We start from the raw sequence: 18238 nt of genomic DNA on the forward strand, positions 1-18238 counted from the left end.
GCGTCTGCGAGCAGGCCATGGCTACGATTCCGGCCGAAGCATATTCCCAAGGAAAAGATCGATGAGACCGAACGGCCGTCACACCGCTGGCGCCAGCCAGTTGTCCGCCCTCCGTGCCTGGGCGATGGGCCTGCTCCTGCTGTCAGCTGTTGCCATGAGCCCGACCACCGCCAAGGCGGCGCCGAGCCAGGCTGCGGTCGCGACCACGCATGTCTACCTGCTCCGCGGCGTGCTCAACATCTTCTCGCTCGGGCTCGACACCATCGGCGCCCGGCTCCAGGCGCAGGGCATCCCGGTGACCGTCTCGAATTTCGTGTCCTGGTCCTCGCTCGCCGATGAGGCCGCCACCGCCTACAAGGCCGGCCGGCTCAGGACCATCGTGCTGGTCGGGCACTCCTCCGGCGCGACGGCGCTGCCGGACATGATCGCCAAGCTCAACCGTCTCGGCGTGCCCGTGAAACTCGCGATCGGGCTCGACTCCGTGTTCAAGACCAAGCTGTCGACCGGCGCGGAGCGCTACATCAACATCTATATCGGTGACGGCCCCGGCGAGCCGGTAAAGCGCGCGGACGGTTTTCGCGGCAAGCTCGACAATGTCGACGTCCGCGGGTCCGGCGTCGGCCACATCTCGATCGACAAGAACGAGGCGATCCAGCGCCGCGTGATTGCCGAGATCGACGCTGCAATCATGCGCTCGCGCGCACCTGCTCCGGTTGCCGAACCCGGCACGCCCAGGCCGGCGCGGTCGGCGGCGGCAACGGCTCCCCGGAATTAAGCCTTTCGCCGCAAGCCGCTGAATTGACAATGCCGCCGTCATGCCGACGGCGGCATTGTCGTATCTGCACAAGCCAAGCTCGATCACCCGCCGGTCGAGTGAAGGGAACTCTGCACACGATCTGGTGTTGTCACACCATGACAAGGAAACGAAACGTCGGTCCCATGGCGGTTCAGCCCGAGCGGGCGTGGGCCGGTCGGCCTGTTTCCGAAAACGTCCTTGAGAAAAAGCCGCAGCCTCAATCGAGCCAGTTGAGCACAACGCGAGCCGGCCTGTTGAGGCAGCACGCGCTGCGAACGCAGCGGGCGTTGCTCGCCGGCAACCGCGACGGTCGCAAGAGTTAAGAGTTCCTCGAATTGACAGGCCGGCCTTCCGGTGTGCCGTCTGTCTGGGGCCAGTCCACGTGAAGATTTATCAGTGCCCGTCATGCCGCCATCCTGTCTCGTTCGAGCACGTCGCGTGCGCGAATTGCAGCACCGAGCTGGCCTTCGATTCCTCGCGCATCGAGATGACGAAACTTGCATCCCATCAATCTTGCCGTAACCGGGAGATCATCGGTTGCAACTGGTGTGTCGAGGGCGCCGACTGGTATTGCGACTCGTGCCGCCTCACGCGCACGATTCCGAATCTCGGCAGCACCAGAAACATCATGCTCTGGCGCCGGATGGAGGAAGCCAAGCGCCGTCTTCTCTATGATCTCAGTCGCCTCAGGCTTCCGCTTGCATCGCGCACCGGCGCACCATTGGCGTTCGACATTCTCTCGGACGAGGTCAGTCCGATCCTGACGGGACATCTCTCGGGTCTGATCACGCTCAACCTTGCGGAGGCCGATGATGTCGAGCGAGAAGCTCGCCGCGTGGCGTTCCGGGAGCCGTATCGCACGCTGCTCGGGCATTTCCGGCACGAGATCGGTCACTTCTATTGGGACCTGCTCGTTGACGGCACGACGTTCCAGGCCCCGTTCAAGCTGATCTTCGGTGACCAGGCGCAGGACTATCAGGCCGCGATCAACACCCATTACAGCCGCGCCGATCGTTCATACGACCGAAGCGGCTTCATCAGCGAGTACGCCACGTCCCACCCCTGGGAGGATTGGGCGGAAACGTTCGCGCATTTCCTGCATATCGTGTCGACGCTCGACTCGCTGGCAGGTTTGCCGTTATCGCTGGACGAGCGCGCCCGCCAGACCCTGACGGATCCCTATCTCGAGAGCGACTTCGAGGCACTTTTGGCCCTGTGGATGCCGCTTGCTCGCAGCATCAACGAACTCAACCGCTCGCTCGGGATGAGCGACGCATATCCGTTCGACATATCGCCGGCGGTCAAAGGCAAGCTGCATCTCGTCCACATGGCGATCAGCGCATTCCGCGATCAGCAGAGTTTGGCGGCGTAAAGGTCGCGGCGGACAGCCCCGTTTGAAGCAAGAATCTGGGGCTTCGGTTCTGATTCGATCAGAACCAATCATGCTCTAGGCAGCCGTCACCCGCACGGGCATGCTCTTCAGCCCACGCAGGGAATTGTTGAGCCTGCGCCTCGGCTCTGCCGTGAGCTCGATGGTCTTCACGCGCCTTGCGAGCTCGCCGAAGATCAATTCGCCTTCCAGGCGTGCGATCATCTGGCCGACGCAGGCGTGGATGCCGGCGCCGAAACCGACATGCCCGGTCGCGAGCCGTTCGACGTCGAAACGGTCGGCTCGGTGCCAGCGCGCGGGATCGCGGTTGGCGGAGGCCATGAACAGCAGGACCTTGCGGTGTGCGGGGATCACGCCGCCGCCGATCTCGACATCGCGCGAGGTAGTGCGGAAGAACGTCTGTACCGGTGAATCATAACGCAGCCCTTCCTCGAAGGCATTGCGCGCCAGCTCCGGCTTGTGGTGCAGCTTGCGATATTCATCCGGGTGAGCGGCGAGCGCGAGCAGCGTATTGCCGATACCGTTGACGGTGGTGTCGATCCCGGCGGTGAGGAACGGTCGCACCAGATGGGTTGCTTCATGCTCGCTGATCTCGCCGTCGTCAGCCGCCTGGTAGATCATCATGCCGAGCCCGTCCGGTTGCAACGCATCTCGCGCACAGCATTCCATGATCCAGCTCTGCGCCGCGAGGCCGGCTTGTCGTGACGCCGCCAACGTTTCGTTCTCCGGGCCAAAGCTGTCGAACACGAACGTGCTCCAGGCCAGCAGCCTGTCGCGGCCGTCCGGCCGGATGCCAATCGCATCCGGAAACACCTTCATCGGGTAGGCCTCGGCGAGATCGGTGACGGCATCGAACGTGCCCTTGTCGATCAGCTCCGAAACCTTCTTCTCCGCTTCCTTCTGAAACGTCTCGCGCAGTCGCCGCGCGACACCCGGGGACAGGGTGCGGCTGAGCACGCGGCGGCCCTTGTCGTGGTCGGGAGGATCGATCTGGAGCGTCAGCGGCTTTGGCAGGGCCGGGTTCATCCCGTGCAGCCCGACACCCTCGCCGCTGATGAACGTCTTCCAGTCCTTCAGGGCCGGCTCGACTTCGGCATAGCCTGCCATGGCCCACACGCCGTAGCGCTCCAACGCGAACGCGGGACCGAGCGCGCGCAACGCCTCATAGGCGGGATAGGGGTCCATCAGGAAATCTGGCGCAAACGGGTCGGCCGGACTGGATGCAATGCCGTTCATGGTCAGCTCCCGTCCACTATTGCCTGGTTAGCGGACACTGGCCTTCGCTCTCGGGGCGGAACGCGTCCTCACCCTTGATCGTGGCGACCACCTTCAGCAGGTCCCAAGTAGATGTCGACTCTTCCGGCGCCTTGACCTGGAGCAGATAGAGCGGGTGGATCTTGCGGCCGTCCTTGCGGATGTAACCCTTGCCGAACAGCGGATCGTCGGTCGGCATCTCCTTCATCGCCGCCACCACCGCCTTGCCGTCCTTGGCACTGCCGACCTTGTCGACCGCTTTGAGGTAGTGAATCACCGAGGCGTAGACGCCGGCCTGCATGTCGTTCGGATAGGCTTTCGACGGAATGCGTTCGGCGAACCGCTTGGCGAAAGCCCGCGTGCCGTCGTTCAGATCCCAGTAGAACGGGTTCATGATCTGCGCGCCTTGCGCAAACTTCAACCCGAGCGCGGGGAGGCCGTTCATGCCCAGGATCAACCCGACCAGCTTATGGTCCTTGGTCAGACCGAACTCGGCGGCCTGCTTCATCGACGTGATGGTGTCGTCACCGGCATTGGCGAAGCCGACGACGTTCGCGCCCGACGCCTGGGCCTGGAGCAGGAAAGAGGCGTAGTCGGCCGTTCCCAACGGATGCCGGACGCTGCCGAGCACCTCGCCGCCGGACGCCTTGACGGCCTCCGCCGCCTGTTTTTCCAGATCGTGACCGAAGGCGTAGTCAGCGGTGATGAAGAACCATTTCTTGCCACCCTGCTGGACGATCGCCTTGCCGAGGCCGCGCCCGTAGGCATAGGTGTCGTAGGTCCAGTGCACGGTGTTCGGCGTGCATTTTTCGCCGGTCAGCAGCACCGTACCGGCGCCCGATCCGACGAAGACCTTGTTCTTTTCGGCGCTCATGCCGGCGACGGCGAGCGCGATCGACGAGTTCGGAATGTCGAAGATCGCGTCGACGCCGTCGTTCTCGTACCAGCGCCGCGCGATGCCGATCCCGATGTCCGTCTTGTTCTGGTGGTCCGCGGCGACGACCTCGACCGGCTTGCCGCCGGCCTTTCCGCCAAAATCCTCCACCGCCATCTTGGCGGCGACGACGGAGCCTATGCCTTGATAGCTCGCGAACGGCCCCGACTGGTCGTTCAGGATGCCGATCTTCACCACGTCCTGAGCGAGGGCCGGCCCCGCCGCAGCCAGCATCAAGGCCGAAATGCACAATTTATGCAGAAATTTGCTGTTCATTGTCTCCCTCCCGTGGGCGGTCTTGGTGCCGCTAAATAATAGTTATATTTTATATCTATTTTCGGGAGAGTCAATTCGGCGGATTCTTGGGCCGCCGCGGTTCGAGGATCATGAGTTCGTGAAACCCGCAGGGAAGTCCGGCCAGCAGCCGGAGAAATCGTTGAATTTGCAGGCGCTCCAGCGCACGCCGGGCTTCATGCTTCGGCTCGCACAGCTGAAATTCTTCGAGGGCTTCTACGAAGCGTTCGCCGCATTGGGCGTGACCCCCGCGACCTATGCGATCTTCGTCGTCATTCGCGACAATCCCGGCGTTCCGCCAAGCAGCCTCGCAAGCCTGCTGCGGCTGCGCTTGCCCAATCTGATCAAGATCCTGAATGAGCTGGAGTCGTCGGGCTTCATCAAGCGCAACCGCTCCAAGGCGGATCGCCGCGCCGTCGAGCTCGTGCTGACGCCAAAGGGCGCCAAGCTCATCCACGAGGCGACGAGCCTGACGGAGCCGTACAACAAGAAGATGCTCGTGCCGCTCAGCGAAGCCGAGCAGCGCACCCTGCTCGAACTATTAAATCGGATCCTGCCGCTCTAGGTGGCCCGCATCGGCGGGCGTGCCGCCCGACAAGGGCCATGGCCGTTGCTCCTGCTAGGTCAAGAACGCGCGAATGCTGTCCGCGATCTCCTTCGCGTGCGTCTCCAGCGCGAAATGGCCGGTGTCAAAGAACTGCACCACGGCGTTCGGATTGTCGCGTTTGAATGCCTCGGCGCCGGGCGGGATGAAGAACGGATCGTTCTTGCCCCAGACCGCGAGGAACGGCGGCTGGTGCGTGCGGAAATACTCCTGGAAGGCGGGATAGAGCGCGACGTTGCTCTTGTAGTCGCCGAACAGGTCGAGCTGCACGTCGTCCGAGCCCGGGCGCGCGAGGTAGAAATTGTCGAGGCTCTGGCCGTCCGGTGACACGGTCATCGGATCGGAAACACCATGCGTGTACTGCCAGCGCGTGGCTTCCGGCGTGAGGAGCGCGCGCAGCGCATCGCGATTGGCCGGCGAGGGATCCTGCCAATAGGCCTTGAGCGGAGTCCAGTTGTCGCTAAGGCCATCCTCATAGGCGTTGCCGTTCTGCGAGATGATCGCCGTGATCCGCTCGGGGTGGCTGAGCGCAAGCCGGAAACCAGTCGGCGCGCCGTAGTCGAAGACGTAGGCCGCGAACCGGTCGAAACCGATCACTTCGGTGAAGCGTTCGATCACGCGTGCGACGCTATCGAACGTGTAACGGAAGCTTTCGCGCGAAGGCATGTCGGATTGGCCGAAGCCGGGAAGGTCGGGCGCCACGATATGAAACCTGTCCGCAAGCAGCGGAATGAGGTCGCGAAACATGTGGCCTGCGCTGGGGAAGCCGTGAAGCAGCAGGAGTTTTGGCGCTCCGACGAGGCCCGTCTCGCGATAGGCCACCTTGAATCCGTCGACATCCGCGCTGCGGTAGGTGATTGAGGCCATGACATTCTCCATTGGAGGTAACCTTATAAAAGCTATTTAAGAGGTTACTGTCAGGCGCTGTAACTTGTCAATGACGTTTTAACTGGTTATCTATGTCCATGTTCTCCCGACCGTCCGAGGACCGCTCATGGACCGCCCGCCCGCCATGTTCATCGCCGACTCACTCGGCCTCGACTTCCTCAACTCGGTGGCGACGCCGGTCGATACGCCCGTGGACTGGATCGACGACGGCGATGGCCTGATCGACTGGCTGGCACAAGCGAAGCTGGTGCCGGCGGATGATCTGCACGCGCTGACAGCACGTGCCACGCCGGACGAGCTGGACAAGGTCGCGGATCAGGCGCGCGCCTTGCGCGAATGGTTCAGGGGGTTCGTGCGCAAGCATGCGGGCCGGCCGCTCACGACAGATGCCTTGCGCGAGCTCGGTCCATTGAACAGCCTGCTGGAGCGCGACGAAGCCTTCAGCCGGATCGAGCCCGGGCCTCACGATGGCGGCGCTCTGGCATGGCGAATCAAGCGGCGCTGGCGATCGCCGGAAGCGCTATTGCTGCCGGTTGGCGAAGCCATGGCGAAGTTCGTCTGCGACGAGGACTTTTCGAACGTCAAGGCGTGCGAGGGGCACAACTGCACCATGCTGTTCGCCGACCACACGCGCCGGCGCGCGCGGCGATGGTGCATCATGGCGGTCTGCGGCAACCGCGCGAAACAGGCCGCCCACCGCAGTAGGCTCAAGAGCATGCAGTGATTGGGTGTCGAGATGCTGGAATGAGCGTGGATCGAGCCCCGGTTCCGTGCCCCAAATTCCACCCAATCGACCGTCACTAAGCGCCTTTGGGGGAGGCTGCAGCCTCCCGGAGTGGGACTGCTGGACTGATGATCGATTTGAGGCGACTTCTCGCGCTGGCAGCCGTTGCGCTGCTCGCCTTCAGCACCGGGACGGCCGTTGCCTCACCTGCCAAGACGAAGCCCGCCGCGGCCGCACCCGCCGCGCCACCGCCCCCACCGTTCGAGCCGTTGCCGCCGCCGAAAATCTACCTGTTTCGTGGCGCCATGGGGCCGTTCTTCTCCACCGGCATGGACCGGCTCGAAGAGAAGCTGACGCAAGCCGGCTTTTCCGCCAACGTCTATGAATTCACCATCTGCCGATGGATCGGTGACCGCGCCATCTCGAGCTACAAGGAAACGCCGGCGCCGATCGTGCTGATCGGGCATTCGATGGGCGGGCTTTGCTCGATCGTCATCTCAGAGATGGCGGCCAAGGAGAACATCCCGATCAGCCTCGTCATCACCATCGATCCCGCGCATGCGACCGGCGACGTGCCGCTCAATGTCGAGCGCTTCATCAACATCTACCTCTCCGACAGCGTGCTTGGCGGCGGCAACGTGGTCGCGGTGCCGGGTTATCGCGGTCACTATGCGAGCTATGACCTGAAGGAGAACGCGCGGGTCAGCCACATCAACATCGAGAAGTCCGACGACATCCACCGTCAGATCGTCGACATGGTCACGAAGTTGCCGCGCATTCCGCCCCAGACGCAGGTCGATGCCGTGCCGCTGCGCTATCTCGTGCCGGCGAATACGCTGGTCGAATTGTGGGACAGTGGCGTGCGGCTACCGGTGCGCCGGGGTGACACCATGGAGAGCATCGCGGCAGCCAATCGCGTGCCGTTGTGGTCGCTGGCGCAGAGCAACTCGCTGCCGGAGAACGCAACCCTCACCCCCGGCCAGTCCATCATCGTTCCGCGCCACCTGACGCCGCCGGAGCCGACAGCCGCCATGGCGACCCCGCCGTTCGGACGGCGGTAAGCGGTCAGCAGCGGAGATGGCGGAGATGGGCTTGGCTGATGCCAGGCACCATCCCCGCGGCACCTGTCATTCACGCATCTTGTGTCGCGGCAGCCATCTTGAGGCGGGTGTCGCCAAGGAGGAGCGAGCCGTGGCGGAAGCCCGGCCCGCCGGGCGATAAGGCGCGGCGAGAAGCATCAGAAACAACGCCCTTTCAGCCGCATATTTTGGCGGCGGGTCGGCCGTTTTCGCAGCCGTGCATGACCAGGCGTCCTTCCGTCGTGCAGACACGCCACCGCCATGTCCTTCGACCTCATTTCCTCAGGAACACTTGGAATCGGGAGCTGTTCGGGCATGTCGATTACCCGTGGCTGCTCGCCGTCATGCGCGTGGCTGCGTTCCCCATCGCGCGGTTCGGAGCCTGAAAGGTGAGCGGAAAGGCGGAGACGGCGACCTTCTCGATCGCCGAGCGCTCCTCGGACACGCGTCGCTCGATGAACCGCCGTTCGAACTCGGTCAGTTCGGTCTTGAGCAACCGCTGATAGCGGCTGATGTTGCTGCGGTGGCCGCGCAATAGGGCTAGCTCTTCATCGACCATCATCGCAATCCCCGTTGAGCTGTCGTTGCCTAGGCTGCGAGGCCGGTTCGCTCGACGGATCGCGTGCGGACCGGCTTGCCGCCCGGAGGTCCCTTCGGATGGTGGTCGAGGCTCGCGAGCGCTTCCAGGATTTCGTCGATGGTGACGGCTTTGCCCGAGCCGGGCAGCTCCCGCAATGTCGGACTCGAGGCGACACTGGCTGCGTCCGAAGCCCAGGACGCAAGGATCGCGCGCTTCTCGCCGATCGACAGCGTTGGGTCGGCTATGACGTCGCGGGGATGATCATAGACAGAGCCAGGGTGCAATATCGCGTTCAGATCGATGATGTTGTCGACATGATCGAGCATGAGAGGTCCTCCTCCTTTCTCTAAACCTCTGACTTGCATCCGGTACGCGGTCGAAGGCCATGGCCGATCCCGCCCGACCATCGGGCGGGATCACCGGGTCTCCGACAGACCGAATTCAGGCGGCTTTGCCTTCGAGTTGATGCACGTTGCCGGACGGCGCGGCATTGATGGCAATTCGCCGCGGCTTCATGGCTTCAGGGATTTCCCGGACCAGTTCGATCTTGAGCAGGCCGTTCTCGAACGAGGCGCTGTGCACCTGAACATAATCGGCCAGGTTAAACTGCCGCTTGAACGGCCGCGCGGAAATGCCCCGGTAGAGATATTCGCGTTCGGTTCTGTCCGGCTTGTTTCCCTCGACGGTCACCGCGTTCTGCTCGGCCGTCACCGTGACTTCGTTGGGTGAGAATCCCGCAATCGCAAGCGAAATCTGGTAGCGATCCTCGCTGAGGCGTTCAATGTTGTAGGGGGGATAGTTGTCCTCGCCGGCACGCTGTGCCGTTTCAACGAGGTCGAAAAGGCGGTCGAAGCCAACCGTCGAACGCCACAAGGGAGAAAAGTCGCAAGTGCGCATAGCCAGATCCTCCAAGGAGCAAAATGGATACGAACGACACCGGACACGACCGGTGCCCGTCTCAATTTCCCGACCCACCAGGCGTCGGGAACGCCACCTCTCGGCGGCAGCGGAAAAATAAAAAAAGCCCGTTTTGGTTTCAAGAGGGGGTCCAAAATTTTTTGGAATCCCTGGCGGCTCCCGCTCCTACACTCTCTCCGTAAGAACGGGGAGGGAGAGACGTAGTTCGGACTACACGTTCGATCCCTGGATCGCCTCGATCACGGCATCAGTCACGTCCTTCGTCGTCGCCGTGCCACCGACATCCGGTGTCAGCACGCCGGCTGCGCATACTTTCTCCACCGCCGCCATCAACCGCACCGCCGCGTCTTTTTCGCCGAGATGCTCCAGCATCTGCGCGCCGGTCCAGAATGTCGCAACCGGGTTGGCGATGCCCTTGCCGGTGATGTCGAAGGCCGAGCCGTGGATCGGCTCGAACATCGAGGGGAAGCGGCGCTGCGGATCGATATTGCCGGTCGGCGCGACGCCGAGGCTTCCTGCCAGCGCGCCGGCGAGGTCGGAGAGGATGTCGGCGTGCAAATTGGTCGCGACGATGGTGTCGAGGCTCTTCGGATGCAGCGTCATGCGCACCGTCATGGCGTCGACCAGCATCTTGTCCCAGGTCACATCAGGGAATTCGGCCGCGACCTCGGCCGCGATCTCGTCCCACATCACCATGCCATGGCGCTGCGCGTTCGACTTGGTCACAACGGTCAGGAACTTGCGTGGGCGCGACCGCGCGAGCTCGAAAGCATAGCGCATGATCCGCGTGACGCCGACGCGGGTGAACACCGCGACCTCGGTGCCGACCTCTTCCGGGAGACCCCGGTGGGCGCGGCCGCCCATGCCGGCATACTCGCCCTCCGAATTCTCGCGCACGATCACCCAGTCGAGGTCGCCGACGCCGACATTGCGCAGCGGCGAGGCGACGCCCGGCAAGATCTTGGTCGGCCGCACATTGGCGTATTGGTCAAAGCCCTGGCAGATCGGCAGCCGCAGCCCCCACAGCGTGATGTGATCGGGCACGTCGGGCGCACCGACCGCGCCGAAATAGATCGCGTCGAACTTCTTCAACTCGTCGAGGCCGTCGGCCGGCATCATGACGCCGTGCTTCTTGTAATAGTCCGAGCCCCAGTCGAACGTCTTGATGTTGAAGGCGAGGTCGCCGCTGCGTTTGGCCAGCGCCTCCAGCACGCGAACGCCGGCGGAGATGACCTCGGGGCCGATGCCGTCGGCGGGGATCGCTGCAATCGAATGGGTACGCATGAGGATGCTCCGTTTGGTGTCAGTGGGATTGCGTGACGGGTTCGACGCGGGCGGTCTGCGCCCGCGACAATAGCAGGGTCAGGACCGCGGAGAGAACCAGCAGGCCTGCAACGCAGTAGAGCCCGCCGACAAAGCTGCCGGTCTGGTCCTTGATCCAGCCGATCATGGCGGGCCCCACGAAGCCGCCGAGGTTGCCGATCGAGTTGATGGTGGCGATGCCCGCCGCGGCCGCGGGGCCGGAGAGGAATAACGTCGGCATGCTCCACAGCGGTGGCTTCGCCGAGGAGATGCCGATGTTGACGAGCGCCAGCGCGATCAGCACGGTCACGACGCCGGTCGCAAGTCCGGCAAAGGCGAGCCCCGCCGCCGCGAGCAGGCAGGCCAGAACGACGTGCCAGGTGCGCTCGCCGGTGCGATCCGAATGGCGCGCCCACAGCACCATGGCGACGACGGCGGCGCTCGCCGGCAGCGCGTTGAGGAATCCGACCTGGAGCGAGGACAAGCCGAACTGCTTGATGATCTGCGGCGCCCAGACGCCGAGCGTGTAGAGGCCGGCCGAGGTGCCGAAATAGATCAGTGCCAGCGCCAGCACCCGCGGATCGGCGAGCCCTCGCCAGATGCTATGCTTCGCGGTCGCAGCTTTGCTGGTGGTCTCTACGTTCATGGTCTCGACCAGCCAGCGCCGCTCGTCATCCGCGAGCCATTTTGCTTTCTCCGGGCGGTCTGTGAGGAATGCCAGCACCACGAACCCCAGCAGCACCGCCGGCAGCGCCTCCAGCACGAACAGCCATTGCCAGCCCTTGAAGCCGAGCATTCCATCCATCTCCAGCAGCGCGCCCGAAACGGGCGATCCCAGCACGGTCGAGAGCGGCGCCGCCGCCATGAACAGCGCAGTCACGGCCGCACGCTGGCGTGCCGGGAACCAGTAGGAGAGGTAGAGGATGATACCGGGAAAGAACCCGGCCTCGGCGACGCCGAGCAGGAAGCGCAGCGCGTAGAAGCTGGTCGGGCCCTGCACGAAGGCCATCGCGGCCGACACAATGCCCCAGGTGATCATCACCCGCGCGATCCAGATCCGTGCGCCGACCTTGTGCAGGATGATGTTGGAGGGTACCTCGAACAGGAAGTAGCCCCAGAAGAAGATGCCGGCGCCGAAGCCGTAGACGGTCGGCGACAGGCCGATGTCCTTGTTCATCGTCAGCGAGGCGAAGCCGATATTGACGCGGTCGATGAAGGCCACGAAGTAGAGCAGCATGATGAAGGGAACGATGCGCCATGTGATCTTGCGCAGCACGCGCGTCTGAATCTCGGTCGCCATCCCAGCCTCCCTGATACCGTTGTGACGGCGGACCCTGAGGGTTCACTTCGCAGCCAAGCTAGGCGGGAGTGGCTGGGGGACTCAATTGGCGCTGGTTTATACAAAAAAATGATATAATCCTCGCCGGGAAGGCCAAGAGGACTGCGAATGGAATTGCATCAGTTGCGATGCTTCGTGGCCGCGGCCGAGCAGTTGCATTTCGGCCGCGCGGCACAGCATCTCCAGATGCTGCCCTCCGCACTGGGCCGCCAGATCAAGCTGCTGGAGCATGATCTGGATACGCGGCTGTTCGCGCGGACGACGCGGGCGGTGTCGCTGACGGAAGATGGCGCGACGCTGCTGCGCGATGCCCGTGCCATCCTTGCCCGCGTCGAGGCGGTCGAGAGCAATCTGCGCAATCGCTCGCGCGCGGGGGCTGCTCGAAAACTCCGGGTCGGCGCGATCGACAGTGCCGCGGCGGGGCTGTTACCGGCATTGCTCCGGGACTTCCGGGCAAAGCACCCGGAGGTCGGGGTGCAGCTTCTGGAGGAGAAGACCGTCCGGCTGCTGCCGAAGATCCTGACCGGCGCGCTCGATCTCGCCTTCGTGCGTCCGCCGGCTCAGCGGGACAAGCGGCTCGAATTCCGCGATCTGCTGCAGGAGACAGCCATCGTGGCCTTCCCGCAGCGCCACGCGCTGGCCAAACGCAAGTCGATCACGCTGGTGGAGATCGCCGACGAAGCGATGCTGGTGCCGGACCGCCGCTCGCGGCCGCACAGCCACGACCTCACGATAAGACTGTTCGAGCAGGCAGGCCTCACGCCACGCATCGTGCAGGTCGCCGACGAGAAGCAGACCATCATCAATCTCGTCGCAACCCGGCTCGGGGTCGCGATCGTGCCACGCTGGAGCACGCGGATGGCGGTGTCAGGCGTGCGCTTCGTGCCGCTGCGGCCAAAGCAGATCGGACCCGTCGGCCGGCTGCCGCTCGCTGCCGCATGGCTGCGCGGCTCGCGTGACCCGACCCGCGACGCGATGCTGTCCGTGCTCGAGACGCGTCTGCGCAGCTATGCGCGCGACGCCTGAGGCGCTATGACATCGGCTGTGCGAGAGGGGTAATGCGATGACTGAACGGCAAGCTTCGAACGAATTGCGGGTTGCCATTGCAGGGCTCGGCTCGATCGGCACCAGGATCGCGACCGCGCTCGATCAGGGCATCGAGGGATTGACGCTCTCCGCCGTGGCGGTGCGCGAGCCCACAAAGCATCAGAAATTGCTCGGCGGCCTGCGCCGTCCGCCATCCGTATTGCCGCTCGACCAGCTCGGCGACGCCGCCGACATCGTGGTCGAATGCGCGCCGAGCAGCCAACTGCGTGCGATCGTCCAGCCCGCAGTGAAACGCGGCAGGGCCGCGGTCGTGGTCAGCGTCGGCGGGCTGCTCGACAATTTCGATCTTGTCGATCTCGCCCGCGCCAATGGCGGCCGCATCCTGGTGCCGACCGGCGCGCTGATCGGGCTCGACGCCGTCAACGCGGCTGCGATCGGCACCATTCATTCGGTGAAGATGGTCACGCGCAAGCCGATCGACGGCTTGAAGGGCGCGCCGTTCATCGTCCAGAACAATATCGATATCGACAATCTGCGCGAGCCGTTGAAGCTGTTCGAGGGCACGGCGCGCGAGGCCGCGAAAGGCTTTCCGGCCAATCTCAACGTCGCGGTCGCGCTGTCGCTCGCGGGGGTTGGGCCGGATCGCACCCAGGTGCAGATCTGGGCGGACCCGACCGTGACCCGCAACGTTCACCGCATCGAGGTCGAGGCGGATTCCGCGCGCTTCTCGATGTCTATCGAGAACATCCCGTCCGAGAATCCCAAAGCCGGGTTGATCACGGCGCTGTCCGTGATCGCGCTGCTCCGCAAGCAGCGCGCCACGCTCAGTGTTGGAACATAAACCTTCAAGCGCCGGTGACACGCCAGATCACGTTGCCGACGTCGTCGGCCATCAGCAGCGACTTCTTGTCGGGACCGATCACGACGCCGACCGGGCGGCCGTAGGATTCTTTCTCGTCGGGCGCGAGGAAGCCGGACAGGATGTCGCGTGCGGGACCCGAAGGCTTGCCGTTCTCGAACGGGATGAAGACCAGCTTGTAGCCTGACAGCTTGCTGCGATTCCACGAACCGTGCTGGCCGATCGCCATGCCGTTCGGGAAGCCGGGCAGCGTGCCCGCCGGCATCCAGCACAGGCCGAGCGAAGCGGTATGGCCGCCGAGCGCGTAGTCCGGCGTGAGCGCCTTGGCGACCATCGCCGGATCCTGCGGCACGCGATCGTCCACCGTCTTGCCCCAGTAGCAATAAGGCCAGCCGTAAAAGCCGCCATCGTGCACCGAGGTCAGATAGTCCGGCGGCGTTTCGTCGCCGAGGCCGTCGCGCTCGTTGACGACGGTCCAGAGCACACCGGTCGTTGGCTCCCAGGCGAGACCAACCGGGTTGCGCAGGCCGGCGCCGAAGATGCGGTGCGTGCCGGCGACGAGGTCGAGCTCGTAGACCGCGGCGCGGCCTTCCTCGACCTCCATGCCCATCTCGGCGATGTTGCTGAGCGAGCCGACGCCGGCATAGAGTTTTTTGCCGTCGGGGCTCGCGAGCAGGCTGCGGGTCCAGTGGCCGCTAGGCTTGAAAGTGGTGAGGCGCTTGCCCGGCGCGGTGATGCGATCGGCATTCGCCACGTAGGGGAAGGCCATCACGCCGTCGGTATTGCCGACATAGAAGGTGTCGCCGACCAGCGCCATGCCGAATGGCTGGCTGAGATTTTCCATGAACGCGCCGCGATACTCCGCGACGCCGTCGCCGTCCTTGTCGCGCAGCAGCGTGATGCGGTTGGCGCTGACGCCGAGCGCGGCGGCGCGTCGCATCGTGGCCTGCATTGCGTAGTGAAACACGGACCGCGGCGCCCCCGCGATCTGCGTCGCCTCCGCGATCAGCACGTCGCCATTGGGCAGCACCTCGATCCAGCGCGGATGGTCGAGACCGGTCGCGAACGCATTGACCTTGAGCCCGGGTGCGACCGTCGGCTTCTGTCCCTCGCCCCAGCCCCGCGCCGTCGGCATCTTCAGTGTCGGGATGGCGCCTTGCGGCTTTGCTTCGGGAATGGCGGGCGACTGGCCCCAGGCCGGCGCAGGCACGGTGCCCGACAGCTTTCGCCATTGCAGCGCGATGCCGCCGAGAAGCGCAACGAACTGCGCAAAGATGCTGGAAAAAGTCATGAGAGGCCCCTGTTTGCGCGCGCATCCAACGGGCTGACGGGGCAGACGTCAACCTGTGTGGAGCGCCGCGGGGCTCTATTCCCGTGGAATGGCAGCCGCTCGAATTTGCATGGGACGAATGCCGACAGGATGGGCCCGGAGATCAGCGGCCGATCTGCCGCTCTGCCCGGCGCGCCGCGCGAAAATCATCCAGATGATGGATGTTCGGCGCGAGCGCCGCCTCCCTGGAGAGGAGATGATAAACGCGCGCCACCGTGCGCTGCTTCTGCTTCGGCCGCCCGGGCGGCAGCGCCCGCGCCTTGCGGACGGCGGCGATCGCGTGCTCGCGAAAATAATCGTAGGCGTCGGACATGGCTCGATGCTCTGCGGTCATTGCAGGTGTCGAGGGGCTAACGGCCGCAGGCAGTAGGGGTTCCTGACAGCAGGTGTGTTGCGCACACAGCTTCCTCGGCGTCGTCCTGGCGAAAGCCAGGACCCATACCGCGGAATCCATCGACTGTATGCGGCCTCAGTTCCGGCAATCCCCGCCAAACCGCTCCCTGGGGTAATGGGTCCTGGCTTTCGCCAGGACGACTCCGGAGGTGCAGCCGCGCTACGCTTGTGATGACAGCGTTGAAGCGATACTCGCCTCAGCGCGGCGACAGGAACGGGATGATCATCGGGACGCGACGGCAATAGGCGCCGTAGGCGTCTTCGCCGAGCTCCTTGGACAGGAACACCTCTTCCATCCGGCCCTTCTGCCACATGCCGAGCGAGATCAGGATGGCGCCGAGCATCGCGGTTACCGTGCCGACCGCGATGCCGGTCACCAGCATGCCGAGGATCAGCCCGGTGTAGATCGGATGGCGCACGATGCCGTACGGGCCGGTGTCGATGACGCGGTGGTCTTGCTTGTGAGTGATGGTGTTGGACCAGAACTGTCCAAGATGCAGCCGTCCCCACCAGGTGAAGGAGATGCCGGCCAGCACGATCAGCGCCACGACGTAGACAGCATTATTGCTGAACACCCAGAGCGGCTTCTCGCCGAGCACCTCGGCGGTCCAGGGCGTGAACAGGATGCCGCCGACCAGGATCGGAATGCGATAGCGGCCGGACTCCAGCGTCATCACCTGCTTCTGGGTACGGCCTTGCCAGAACGAGGCGCCGACCCAGCTTGCGAGCCAGGCGAGCCAAATCAGGGCGAGCAGTTGCGTCGGCCAGGTCGTGGTCCAACCACCCCAGGCGACAGAGAGAAGCTTGCTGAAATCGAAGGACATGCGGAAAGGTTCTTTGGGTTGGGCGGCAGCTCAGCTGGCGCGCGAGGAGAGCGCGTGATGCTCGATGGCGCCGGAGGCAAGCGCGCCGCCGCGGGCGAGAAGATGGGTGATGGTTTCGCGCAGGACCGGCTCGATCGGGCGCGGCGCGTAGCCGAGTTCGGTGCGCGCCTTGTCGATCGAGAGGTCGCTCGCGGCGAGCGCGATGCGCACGCCCTCGGCGGTGCCGTTGGGCGGCCGGCGCGTGATACGATCGGAGAGATATTCGAGCATGATGCCCGACAGTTCGGCCATCTTGCCGGGAACGACGACCGGGAATTGCCGGCGGCCGCTCATCGCGGACATCATCCGCAGAATCTGGCCGAGCCTGACGCAGTCGCCGCCGAGGATGTAGCGCTGGCCGTTACGTCCGCGTTCCATGGTCAGCACCAGGCCCATGGCGACGTCGCGGACGTCGACGAGATTGACCGGGAAGTCGAGATGCGGCTGCACTTTCTTCTGCAGGAAGTACCACAGCATCGCGGTCGGCGGCGTCAGATTATGGTCGGCGGCACCGATCGGCATGGTCGGGGTGCCGATCACCAGCGGAAAACCTTCAGCTGCGGCCTTCGCGGCGCAATGCTCGGCCAGCGATTTCGACCGCGTGTAGGCGCCCGGCATCGCGTCGGCCGGCTGCAGCGCCTCTTCGGCGGGAACACCGTTGAGGTCGGAATAGGGGAACAGGATCGATTCCGTCGAGCAGTGCAGGAAGCGCGAGACGCCGCGCTTCATCGCGGCCGCGAGCACGATCTCGGTGCCGCGGCAATTGACGTCGTGAAAGGCCTGCTTGTCGGCGACCCACATGCCGGGCAGGCCGGCGAGGTGATAGACCTGATCGACACCCGCAATTGCGGCATCGACCGCGGCGCCGTCCAGCACCGAGCCACGGGCATATTCGACGTCGGCATACGGCGTGGCCGGCGCACGAACATCGAGAACACGCACCCGCTGCCCACGGGCGCGGAGCGCTTCTACGAGATGATGTCCGATGAAGCCGCTGCCACCGGTAACCAGTACGAGAGCCATGCAGAAGGTTTGCTGTTTCGCGTCTAGAACTATCGGGTTGAAAGGGAATTGGTCGGAACAGGCGCCAGAATCGCGGCAAGGTCGCGACGGAAGCCCAATGCGATGAATAATTTTGCCATGACAAACATCGGTCCAAGCAGAAAATGCGTGGGGTGGTCGACCATCGACGGCTGCCGCTCCTCGAAAACCTTGTGGCCGACGATTTGCGACGCGACGCCGAGCCCGATCAGCACCGCAAAAATCGACCACATCATGACGATCGAGACCTGATTGCCGATCGCGGTTGCGACCGAAAGCAGCACGATCATCGCGGCGAGGATGCCCAGCCCGATCCCGGCATCCAGCATCAGCCAGTAGACCAGCACCGGCAGGGCCAGAATCACGGCCAGGCTCACCTCGATCCCGAACACCGGGAAATGCACCAGCGTCAGCGGCAGCACGGCGCCGGTGAAGAGCAGGAGGATGCCGACCACGTGCATCGCGCAGTTCCAGGGATCGCGATGATATTCGACGTAGTCGGCCAGCTGGTGTCGAAAAGAACTGGCCATCTCGGTCTCGTGCAGCATGGGGTCGGGAAGGACGAAAAAAGCCTATAGCACCTGATAGGGCGGTGCACAAACC

At 64.2% G+C, this 18238-nt stretch carries 20 protein-coding genes; 7 read left to right on the plus strand and 13 right to left on the minus strand.

Translation table 11 applies throughout. The annotated features are described in order from the left end of the window. The first annotated feature begins 61 nt into the window (after positions 1-61). Entirely contained in the window at positions 62-775 is a 714-nt protein-coding gene (locus tag N551_RS0134045; RefSeq protein ID WP_027570728.1) for a hypothetical protein, read from the plus strand. Between the two features lie 403 nt (positions 776-1178). Next, positions 1179-2168, plus strand: coding sequence for a putative zinc-binding metallopeptidase (locus N551_RS0134055; protein ID WP_027570730.1), 990 nt, complete (start codon positions 1179-1181; stop codon positions 2166-2168). A 75-nt stretch (positions 2169-2243) separates the two neighbouring features. On the opposite strand, the gene N551_RS0134060 is transcribed toward N551_RS0134055, so the two are convergent. Continuing rightward, on the minus strand, positions 2244-3422 hold the full coding sequence (locus N551_RS0134060; RefSeq protein WP_027570731.1) for a cytochrome P450: 1179 nt from the start codon (positions 3420-3422) through the stop codon (positions 2244-2246). A gap of 16 nt (positions 3423-3438) precedes the next feature. Continuing rightward, on the minus strand, positions 3439-4650 hold the full coding sequence (locus N551_RS0134065; protein ID WP_027570732.1) for an ABC transporter substrate-binding protein: 1212 nt from the start codon (positions 4648-4650) through the stop codon (positions 3439-3441). On the opposite strand from N551_RS0134065, the gene N551_RS0134070 reads away from it, so the two are divergent. After that, positions 4640-5233: a MarR family winged helix-turn-helix transcriptional regulator gene (locus tag N551_RS0134070; RefSeq protein WP_245287888.1), complete on the plus strand. Its 594-nt coding sequence runs from the start codon at positions 4640-4642 to the stop codon at positions 5231-5233. The genes N551_RS0134065 and N551_RS0134070 overlap by 11 nt on opposite strands. A gap of 54 nt (positions 5234-5287) precedes the next feature. Here N551_RS0134070 and N551_RS0134075 read toward each other — a convergent pair whose 3' ends face one another. Then, positions 5288-6139, minus strand: coding sequence for an alpha/beta fold hydrolase (locus N551_RS0134075; protein WP_027570734.1), 852 nt, complete (start codon positions 6137-6139; stop codon positions 5288-5290). Positions 6140-6266: 127 nt separating this feature from the next. On the opposite strand from N551_RS0134075, the gene N551_RS0134080 reads away from it, so the two are divergent. Together N551_RS0134080 and N551_RS0134085 are read left to right on the plus strand one after the other, a co-directional pair. Next, positions 6267-6884 carry an ABATE domain-containing protein gene (locus N551_RS0134080; RefSeq protein ID WP_027570735.1) on the plus strand — a complete coding sequence of 206 codons (618 nt, stop codon included), beginning with the start codon at positions 6267-6269 and terminating at the stop codon, positions 6882-6884. A 128-nt stretch (positions 6885-7012) separates the two neighbouring features. Further along, positions 7013-7945 (plus strand): LysM peptidoglycan-binding domain-containing protein, encoded by a 933-nt coding sequence (locus tag N551_RS0134085; protein WP_027570736.1) that lies wholly within the window; start codon positions 7013-7015, stop codon positions 7943-7945. A 340-nt stretch (positions 7946-8285) separates the two neighbouring features. Here the strand turns inward: N551_RS0134085 and N551_RS0134090 are convergent, their stop codons facing one another. The 5 genes from N551_RS0134090 to N551_RS0134110 all read right to left on the minus strand — a co-directional run bounded on the left by N551_RS0134090 (position 8286) and on the right by N551_RS0134110 (position 12063). Then, complete coding sequence (locus N551_RS0134090; RefSeq protein WP_027570737.1) at positions 8286-8525, minus strand: hypothetical protein; 240 nt, start codon at positions 8523-8525, stop codon at positions 8286-8288. Positions 8526-8551: 26 nt separating this feature from the next. After that, complete coding sequence (locus N551_RS0134095) at positions 8552-8869, minus strand: hypothetical protein (RefSeq protein ID WP_027570738.1); 318 nt, start codon at positions 8867-8869, stop codon at positions 8552-8554. Positions 8870-8984: 115 nt separating this feature from the next. After that, on the minus strand, positions 8985-9440 hold the full coding sequence (locus N551_RS0134100) for an Hsp20 family protein (RefSeq protein WP_027570739.1): 456 nt from the start codon (positions 9438-9440) through the stop codon (positions 8985-8987). A 231-nt stretch (positions 9441-9671) separates the two neighbouring features. Continuing rightward, complete coding sequence (locus N551_RS0134105; protein ID WP_027570740.1) at positions 9672-10745, minus strand: tartrate dehydrogenase; 1074 nt, start codon at positions 10743-10745, stop codon at positions 9672-9674. Between the two features lie 19 nt (positions 10746-10764). Beyond that, entirely contained in the window at positions 10765-12063 is a 1299-nt protein-coding gene (locus tag N551_RS0134110; protein WP_027570741.1) for an MFS transporter, read from the minus strand. Between the two features lie 147 nt (positions 12064-12210). On the opposite strand from N551_RS0134110, the gene N551_RS0134115 reads away from it, so the two are divergent. Continuing rightward, positions 12211-13128: a LysR substrate-binding domain-containing protein gene (locus N551_RS0134115; RefSeq protein ID WP_027570742.1), complete on the plus strand. Its 918-nt coding sequence runs from the start codon at positions 12211-12213 to the stop codon at positions 13126-13128. A 37-nt stretch (positions 13129-13165) separates the two neighbouring features. Beyond that, a complete protein-coding gene (locus N551_RS0134120; RefSeq protein WP_027570743.1) occupies positions 13166-13990 on the plus strand; it encodes an aspartate dehydrogenase in 825 nt (274 codons plus the stop codon). 4 nt (positions 13991-13994) lie between these two features. On the opposite strand, the gene N551_RS0134125 is transcribed toward N551_RS0134120, so the two are convergent. The 5 genes from N551_RS0134125 to N551_RS0134145 form a co-directional block, all read right to left on the minus strand. Further along, positions 13995-15299, minus strand: a complete 1305-nt coding sequence (locus tag N551_RS0134125) for a sorbosone dehydrogenase family protein (RefSeq protein WP_027570744.1) — start codon at positions 15297-15299, stop codon at positions 13995-13997. 142 nt (positions 15300-15441) lie between these two features. Beyond that, entirely contained in the window at positions 15442-15651 is a 210-nt protein-coding gene (locus N551_RS0134130) for a hypothetical protein (protein ID WP_007613466.1), read from the minus strand. Positions 15652-15928: 277 nt separating this feature from the next. After that, positions 15929-16555, minus strand: a complete 627-nt coding sequence (locus tag N551_RS0134135; RefSeq protein WP_027570745.1) for an isoprenylcysteine carboxylmethyltransferase family protein — start codon at positions 16553-16555, stop codon at positions 15929-15931. A 30-nt stretch (positions 16556-16585) separates the two neighbouring features. After that, positions 16586-17617, minus strand: a complete 1032-nt coding sequence (locus tag N551_RS0134140; protein ID WP_027570746.1) for an NAD-dependent epimerase/dehydratase family protein — start codon at positions 17615-17617, stop codon at positions 16586-16588. A 29-nt stretch (positions 17618-17646) separates the two neighbouring features. Further along, positions 17647-18183, minus strand: coding sequence for an Mpo1-like protein (locus N551_RS0134145; protein ID WP_051462979.1), 537 nt, complete (start codon positions 18181-18183; stop codon positions 17647-17649). Positions 18184-18238 lie beyond the last annotated feature (55 nt).

The organism is Bradyrhizobium sp. URHA0013, from assembly GCF_000518345.1.
In the GTDB taxonomy this organism is placed as follows: Bacteria; Pseudomonadota; Alphaproteobacteria; order Rhizobiales; family Xanthobacteraceae; genus Bradyrhizobium.

Coding starts and splice junctions, on each gene's coding strand:
- N551_RS0134045 (WP_027570728.1), top strand. CDS start 62: ATGAGACCGAACGGCCGTCACACCGCTGGCGCCAGCCAGTTGTCCGCC.
- N551_RS0134060 (WP_027570731.1), bottom strand. CDS start 3,422: ATGAACGGCATTGCATCCAGTCCGGCCGACCCGTTTGCGCCAGATTTC.
- N551_RS0134065 (WP_027570732.1), bottom strand. CDS start 4,650: ATGAACAGCAAATTTCTGCATAAATTGTGCATTTCGGCCTTGATGCTG.
- N551_RS0134075 (WP_027570734.1), bottom strand. CDS start 6,139: ATGGCCTCAATCACCTACCGCAGCGCGGATGTCGACGGATTCAAGGTG.
- N551_RS0134080 (WP_027570735.1), top strand. CDS start 6,267: ATGGACCGCCCGCCCGCCATGTTCATCGCCGACTCACTCGGCCTCGAC.
- N551_RS0134085 (WP_027570736.1), top strand. CDS start 7,013: ATGATCGATTTGAGGCGACTTCTCGCGCTGGCAGCCGTTGCGCTGCTC.
- N551_RS0134090 (WP_027570737.1), bottom strand. CDS start 8,525: ATGATGGTCGATGAAGAGCTAGCCCTATTGCGCGGCCACCGCAGCAAC.
- N551_RS0134095 (WP_027570738.1), bottom strand. CDS start 8,869: ATGCTCGATCATGTCGACAACATCATCGATCTGAACGCGATATTGCAC.
- N551_RS0134100 (WP_027570739.1), bottom strand. CDS start 9,440: ATGCGCACTTGCGACTTTTCTCCCTTGTGGCGTTCGACGGTTGGCTTC.
- N551_RS0134105 (WP_027570740.1), bottom strand. CDS start 10,745: ATGCGTACCCATTCGATTGCAGCGATCCCCGCCGACGGCATCGGCCCC.
- N551_RS0134110 (WP_027570741.1), bottom strand. CDS start 12,063: ATGGCGACCGAGATTCAGACGCGCGTGCTGCGCAAGATCACATGGCGC.
- N551_RS0134115 (WP_027570742.1), top strand. CDS start 12,211: ATGGAATTGCATCAGTTGCGATGCTTCGTGGCCGCGGCCGAGCAGTTG.
- N551_RS0134120 (WP_027570743.1), top strand. CDS start 13,166: ATGACTGAACGGCAAGCTTCGAACGAATTGCGGGTTGCCATTGCAGGG.
- N551_RS0134125 (WP_027570744.1), bottom strand. CDS start 15,299: ATGACTTTTTCCAGCATCTTTGCGCAGTTCGTTGCGCTTCTCGGCGGC.
- N551_RS0134130 (WP_007613466.1), bottom strand. CDS start 15,651: ATGTCCGACGCCTACGATTATTTTCGCGAGCACGCGATCGCCGCCGTC.
- N551_RS0134135 (WP_027570745.1), bottom strand. CDS start 16,555: ATGTCCTTCGATTTCAGCAAGCTTCTCTCTGTCGCCTGGGGTGGTTGG.
- N551_RS0134140 (WP_027570746.1), bottom strand. CDS start 17,617: ATGGCTCTCGTACTGGTTACCGGTGGCAGCGGCTTCATCGGACATCAT.
- N551_RS0134145 (WP_051462979.1), bottom strand. CDS start 18,183: ATGCTGCACGAGACCGAGATGGCCAGTTCTTTTCGACACCAGCTGGCC.